Origin of the sequence: Natronospirillum sp., from assembly GCF_022565775.1 — a bacterium.
Classification (GTDB): domain Bacteria; phylum Pseudomonadota; class Gammaproteobacteria; order Pseudomonadales; family Natronospirillaceae; genus Natronospirillum.
Genome location: NZ_JAIUMC010000151.1, coordinates 1 through 4,638 on the forward strand (window position 1 = coordinate 1; position 4,638 = coordinate 4,638).

General features: G+C 57.3%; 5 protein-coding genes and 1 pseudogene. All 6 read left to right on the top strand.

Translation table 11 applies throughout. From position 1 onward, the window contains the following. The first annotated feature begins 4 nt into the window (after nucleotides 1-4). On the top strand, nucleotides 5-229 hold the full coding sequence (gene atpE / locus LAT62_RS15990) for a F0F1 ATP synthase subunit C (protein ID WP_293386185.1): 225 nt from the start codon (nucleotides 5-7) through the stop codon (nucleotides 227-229). A gap of 80 nt (nucleotides 230-309) precedes the next feature. Further along, on the top strand, nucleotides 310-780 hold the full coding sequence (locus LAT62_RS15995) for a F0F1 ATP synthase subunit B (RefSeq protein ID WP_293386177.1): 471 nt from the start codon (nucleotides 310-312) through the stop codon (nucleotides 778-780). Nucleotides 781-792: 12 nt separating this feature from the next. Further along, nucleotides 793-1,329 carry a F0F1 ATP synthase subunit delta gene (locus LAT62_RS16000; RefSeq protein WP_293386179.1) on the top strand — a complete coding sequence of 179 codons (537 nt, stop codon included), beginning with the start codon at nucleotides 793-795 and terminating at the stop codon, nucleotides 1,327-1,329. A 14-nt stretch (nucleotides 1,330-1,343) separates the two neighbouring features. After that, nucleotides 1,344-2,885 (top strand): F0F1 ATP synthase subunit alpha, encoded by a 1,542-nt coding sequence (gene atpA / locus LAT62_RS16005; RefSeq protein WP_293386181.1) that lies wholly within the window; start codon nucleotides 1,344-1,346, stop codon nucleotides 2,883-2,885. 54 nt (nucleotides 2,886-2,939) lie between these two features. Beyond that, a complete protein-coding gene (atpG, locus tag LAT62_RS16010) occupies nucleotides 2,940-3,809 on the top strand; it encodes a F0F1 ATP synthase subunit gamma (protein ID WP_293386183.1) in 870 nt (289 codons plus the stop codon). 27 nt (nucleotides 3,810-3,836) lie between these two features. Further along, nucleotides 3,837-4,638 (top strand): annotated as a pseudogene (locus LAT62_RS16015) (F0F1 ATP synthase subunit beta); the annotation flags it as partial.

Below are 4,638 nucleotides of genomic sequence, written 5' to 3' on the forward strand. Positions count from 1 at the left end.
AATCATGGAAATGGTATATCTGACTGTTGCAATCATCATGGGCCTGGGCGCTGTAGCGGCTCCGTTCTCTATCAGCCTGCTGGGCAGCAAGCTGCTGGAAACTTCAGCTCGTCAGCCTGAGCTGGCGCCTTCACTGCAGACCAAGTTCTTCATTATCGCCGGTCTGGTTGAGGCACTGCCGATCATCGGTGTTGGTATCTCCATGTACCTGATCTTCGTTGTTGCCTAAGACAGAGTTGCACAAACCAGAGTGACCGCACGGTTGTTGCGATCACAACGCGTAACTCAAACAGCAAACGAGGTGAAGGCGTGGATTTCAACCTGACATTTATCGGACAGATCATCACCTTTGGTGTATTCGTCTGGTTTTGCGCCCGCTTCGTATGGCCGCCGCTTATGCAGGCCATGCAGGAACGCCAGAAAAAAATCGCTGACGGCTTGAATGCCGCTGATCGTGCAGCGAAGGATCTGGAGCTGGCACAAGACAATGCCGCCGAAAAGCTGCGCGAAGCGAAGGAGCAGGCAGCTTCTATCGTTGAGCAGGCCAACAAGCGCGCTGCCAAGATTGTGGAAGAGGCGAAAGCCGATGCCCGCAATGAAGGTGAGCGTCTGCGCAAGGCGACCGAGGAAGAGATCGAGCATGAGCGCAACCAGGCACGCGAACAATTGCGCGCCCAGGTGGCCGTGCTGGCTCTTGCCGGTGCAGAAAAGGTGGTGGATGCATCTATTGATGACAAGGTCCACAACGAGATGTTACAGAAGCTGGCATCGGAACTGTAAGGGGGCGACGCTATGGCGGAACTGAGCACTTTGGCGCGACCCTATGCGAAAGCAGCATTTGATGCTGCCAAGGCGGGTAACAATCTGGCGGGCTGGTCAGCAATGCTGCGCACGCTCGCTGCGACACTGTCGCTGCCGGCGGTAAAAGTGCTGGCCGACAGTGCCCACCTGAGCAGTGCAGACAAGGTGAAGCGTCTGGTAGAGCTCTGCCAGGAAGACATTGCCGAAGGCGGTGAAAACTTCCTCCGCGTCATGGCAGAGAATGGTCGTCTGACCCTGATGCCTGTCGTGTTCGAGCACTACGAGACCCTGCGTCTGGCGGCAGAGAATACCGCTGACGTCACCGTGTCTTCTGCCTTCGCACTGACCGATGAACAGATCACTCTTCTGCAAGACAAGCTCACCAGCCGTCTTGGCCGCAAGGTATCCATGTCCACAGAGGTGGACAAGTCCCTGAAGGCCGGCGTCATTATCCGTTTTGGCGACACCGTGATTGACGGTTCAGCTCGCGGACGTCTGGTGAAACTGGCAGAAGCGATGAATTCCTAATTGAGGGAAACAGCATGCAGCAATTAAATCCTTCAGAAATCAGTGAAGTGATTCGCAAGCGCATAGAAGGGCTTGATGTCACTTCCGAAGCGAAAAATGAAGGCACCATCGTCTCCGTCTCGGACGGTATCGTGCGTGTGCACGGCCTGGCCGATGTGATGTACGGTGAAATGATCGCCTTTGAAGGCGGCCTGTTCGGTATGGCACTGAACCTTGAGCGTGACTCAGTGGGTGCCGTTGTACTGGGCGACTACAAGAGCCTGGCCGAAGGTCAGAAGTGTCATTGTACCGGGCGTATCCTGGAAGTGCCGGTTGGTCCGGAACTGCTGGGTCGGGTCGTCGATGGTCTGGGTAACCCCATTGATGGTCGTGGCGATCTGGGCACCGACCAGACAGACGCACTGGAAAAGGTAGCACCGGGTGTTATCGCACGGCAGTCGGTCGACCAGCCGCTGCAGACCGGCTACAAGGCAGTTGACGCCATGGTGCCGATCGGTCGTGGTCAGCGTGAGCTGATCATCGGCGACCGTCAGACGGGCAAGACCGCACTGGCCGTCGACGCGATCATCAACCAGAAAGGCTCAGGCATCAAATGTGTCTATGTGGCAATCGGCCAGAAGCAGTCCACCATTGCCAACGTGGTGCGCAAGCTGGAAGAGCATGGCGCCATGGAGCACACCATCATCGTGGCCGCTTCTGCCTCCGATCCTGCTTCCATGCAGTTCCTGGCGCCGTATGCCGGCTGTACCATGGGCGAGTATTTCCGCGATCGCGGCGAAGACGCCCTGATTGTCTTTGACGATCTGACCAAGCAGGCCTGGGCCTATCGCCAGATCTCCCTGCTGCTGCGTCGTCCGCCGGGCCGGGAAGCCTACCCGGGTGACGTCTTCTATCTGCACTCCCGCCTGCTCGAGCGCGCTTCCCGGATCAATGCCGAGGAAGTGGAAAAGCTGACCAACGGCGAAGTGAAGGGCAAGACCGGGTCACTGACCGCACTGCCCATCATCGAGACTCAGGGTGGTGACGTATCGGCCTTCGTACCGACCAACGTCATTTCCATCACCGACGGTCAGATCTTCCTTGAGACCGACCTGTTCAACTCCGGTATCCGTCCTGCGATGAACGCGGGTATTTCGGTATCGCGGGTGGGTGGTTCGGCCCAGGCCAAGATCGTCAAGAAGCTGTCCGGTGGTATCCGTACCGCATTGGCCCAGTATCGTGAGCTGGCGGCCTTCTCGCAGTTCGCTTCCGATCTGGACGAAGCGACCAAGGCCCAGTTGCAGCACGGTGAGCGTGTTACCGAGCTGATGAAGCAGGCTCAATACCGGCCCTTGTCCACTGCTCAGATGGCTATCTCGATCTTTGCGGCCAACGAAGGCTACCTGAAGGATGTTGAAGTCAGTGACATTGGTGCCTTTGAAGCAGGCCTGCATGAATACATGCAGGAGAACCACGGCGACCTGATGCAGGAAATAGTCGAGACCGGCAAGTTTGATGATGCCGTTCAGTCTGCATTCAAGGAAGCCCTGGAGAAGTTCAAGGCGTCCCGAAACTGATGTGCCGGGGCCGCACGGGCGTGCGGCTCCGCTTCAACTGAGGCGACATAAGTTATGGCAGCCGGAAAAGAGATTCGCTCCAAAATAGGGAGCATCAAGAACACACAGAAGATCACTTCGGCCATGGAAATGGTGGCAGCGAGCAAAACGCGTAAAGCGCAGGATCGCATGAAAGCCACCAAGCCCTACGCCGATCGGATGCGCACCGTGATTGGCCATGTGGCCAATGCCGACACGGACTACGACTACACGCACCCCTACCTGGAACAGCGGGAAGTGCAGCGTGTCGGTTATATCGTCGTGTCGACGGATCGCGGTCTGTGCGGTGGTCTGAACGTGAACATGTTCAAGGCCGCACTGAAGTCGGTACTCGAGTGGAAGGGCCAGAATGTCGAAATCGAAGTCTGTGCCATTGGCAAGAAGGGCGTGGGCTTCTTCCGCAAATCAGGTATTCCTGTCGTTGGCGCGACCAGCGGACTGGGTGACCGGCCTGAAGTAAAAGACATCATCGGCACTGCCCAGATCATGCTCGACAAGTATGCGGCAGGCGAAGTCGACCGTATCTACCTGGTCGGCAACGAGTTCGTCAACACTATGGTGCAGGTGCCCAGGGTGGAACAGTTGCTGCCGCTGGTGCCGGGCGACGACACGACCAAGCGCAGCAATGTGTGGGACTACATCTACGAGCCCAATGCACGCGAGCTGCTGGACAAGATGTTTGATCGTTATATCGAGGCCCTGGTGTACCAGGCAGTGGTTGAGAATCTGGCCTGCGAGCAGTCTGCACGCATGATGGCCATGAAGAATGCGACTGACAATGCCGGCAGCTTGATGGAAGAGCTGGAACTGGCCTACAACAAGGCACGCCAGGCAGCCATCACCCAGGAGCTTGGGGAAATCGTGAGCGGGGCGGCTGCGGTCTGATGAATTCAGGATTGAGAGGAAATAGCAATGAGTAGCGGAAAGATCGTACAGATCATCGGCGCTGTCATCGACGTGGAATTTCCACGCGATTCTGTACCCAAGGTATATGACGCGTTGAAAGTGGCCGACAAGGGCCTGACGCTGGAAGTTCAGCAGCAGTTGGGTGACGGCGTGGTCCGGGCAATTGCCATGGGGGCTTCCGAGGGTCTGACCCGCGGATTGGCCGTGGACAATACCAAAGAGCCCATCATGGTGCCGGTTGGCACAGCAACACTGGGCCGCATCATGGACGTGCTCGGCGATCCGATCGACGAAAGAGGTCCGATCGGTGAAGAAGAGCGCATGTCCATTCACCAGAATGCACCCAGCTATGCCGAGCAGTCGCAGAGCCAGGAACTGCTGGAAACCGGTATCAAGGTTATCGACCTGATCTGCCCGTTTGCCAAGGGTGGTAAAGTCGGTCTGTTCGGTGGTGCCGGTGTGGGCAAGACGGTCAACATGCTCGAACTGATCAATAACATCGCGCGTGAGCACAGTGGTCTGTCCGTGTTCGCGGGTGTGGGCGAGCGGACTCGTGAAGGTAACGACTTCTATCACGAAATGTCCGAAGCCGGTGTTATCCAGTTGGAGAACCTACCTGAGTCCAAGGTAGCCATGGTGTACGGCCAGATGAACGAGCCGCCGGGCAACCGTCTGCGCGTTGCACTGACCGGCCTGACCATGGCCGAGAAGTTCCGTGATGAAGGGCGTGACGTCCTGTTCTTCGTCGACAATATCTATCGTTATACGCTGGCGGGTACCGAGGTATCGGCACTGCTCGGTCGTATGC

What these genes read in the sequence shown, in the direction of transcription:
- atpE (WP_293386185.1), top strand. Translation starts at nt 5, where the DNA reads ATGGAAATGGTATATCTGACTGTTGCAATCATCATGGGCCTGGGCGCT.
- LAT62_RS16000 (WP_293386179.1), top strand. Translation starts at nt 793, where the DNA reads ATGGCGGAACTGAGCACTTTGGCGCGACCCTATGCGAAAGCAGCATTT.
- atpA (WP_293386181.1), top strand. Translation starts at nt 1,344, where the DNA reads ATGCAGCAATTAAATCCTTCAGAAATCAGTGAAGTGATTCGCAAGCGC.
- atpG (WP_293386183.1), top strand. Translation starts at nt 2,940, where the DNA reads ATGGCAGCCGGAAAAGAGATTCGCTCCAAAATAGGGAGCATCAAGAAC.